We start from the raw sequence: 1,683 nt of genomic DNA on the forward strand, positions 1-1,683 counted from the left end.
CCAAGCCCGGCGAGTCGCAGATCATTTTCGAGATCAAGGACTCCTCCAAGCCCGGCGAGGTGGCGAACGTCTGGTACACGGTGCGCAAGAAGATCGCCGACATGCGCTCGACCCTGCCGGCCGGCGTGCAGGGGCCGTTCTTCAACGATGACTTCGGCGACGTCTACGGCGTCATCTATGCGCTCGAAAGCGACGGCTTCAGCTACGCCGAGCTCAAGACCTTCGCCGACGACGTGCGCCAGCGGCTCTTGCGCGTCAAGGACGTGGCCAAGGTCGAGCAGTTCGGCGTCCAGGACGAGAAGATCTTCATCGAAGTGTCGCAAAAGCGCATCGCGCAGCTGGGCCTGGACTTCAATGCCGTACTGGCCCAGATCGGTTCGCAGAACGCGGTCGAGAGCGCCGGCACCATCCAGGCGCCGCAGGACGTGGTGCAGGTGCGCGTGGCCGGCCAGTTCACCAGCGTCGAGCAACTGCGCGCGATGCCGATTCGCGGCAGCTCCGGCAGCCAGCTGCGCCTGGGCGACATCGCGGAGATCCGCCGCGCCTATGTCGATCCGCCGGCGATCAAGGTACGCCACCAGGGCCGCGAGGTGATCGCGCTGGGCGTCTCGATGGCCAAGGGCGGCGACATCATCGCGCTCGGCAAGGCCTTGCGCGCGGCCACCGGCGAAATCGACAAGCGGCTGCCGCTCGGCGTCAAGCTGGTGCAGGTGCAGGACCAGCCGGTGTCGGTCGCCAGCTCGGTCAACGAATTCGTCAGCGTGCTGATCGAGGCCGTGGCGATCGTGCTGGCGGTCAGCTTCATCGCCCTCGGGCTGCACAAGGGCGGGCGCTTCGGCTGGCACGTGGACATCCGTCCCGGGCTGGTGGTGGCGATCACGATCCCGCTGGTGCTGGCCGTGACCTTCCTGGCGATGAACTACCTGGGCATCGGGCTGCACAAGATATCGCTGGGCTCGCTGATCATCGCGCTCGGCCTGCTGGTGGACGACGCGATCATCGCGGTCGAGATGATGGTGCGCAAGATGGAGGAGGGCTACGACAAGGTGCGCGCCGCCACCTTCGCCTACGACGTCACGGCCAAGCCGATGCTCACCGGGACGCTGATCACCGCAGCCGGCTTCCTGCCGATCGGGCTGGCGAAATCGGTCACCGGCGAATACACCTACGCGATCTTCGCGGTCACCGTGATCGCGCTGGTGCTGAGCTGGTTTGTCTCGGTCTACTTCGTGCCCTACCTCGGCACGCTGCTGCTCAAGGTCAAGCCTCACGACCCCGACGCGCCGCCGCACGAGCTCTTCGACACCCCCTTCTACAACGCCTTCCGCAAGTCGGTGAACTGGTGCGTGGAGCACCGATGGCTGACCATCGGCGCCACGGTGCTGATGTTCGCGCTCGGCATCGTCGGCATGGGCCGCGTGCAGCAGCAGTTCTTTCCGGATTCGAGCCGGCCCGAGATCCTGGTCGAGCTGTGGTTCCCCGAGGGCACCTCCTTCGCCGCCAACGAGGACGTCGTGAAACGGGTCGAACAGCGCCTGCAGCAGGAAGAGGGCATCTCGACCGTCACGAGCTGGATCGGCTCCGGCGTGCCGCGCTTCTACCTGCCGCTGGACCAGGTGTTCCCGCAGACCAACGTGGCGCAGCTGATCCTGCTGTCCAAGGATCTCAAGATCCGCGAGAGGC

1 protein-coding gene is annotated in these 1,683 nt (G+C 66.0%); it reads left to right on the forward strand.

The features are described 5' to 3' along the window. The coding region (locus AC1D2K_RS34320; protein WP_478094852.1) for an efflux RND transporter permease subunit at positions 1–1,683 on the forward strand (1,683 nt) is incomplete at both ends.

The organism is Variovorax sp. P1_H12_2 (assembly GCF_056405335.1).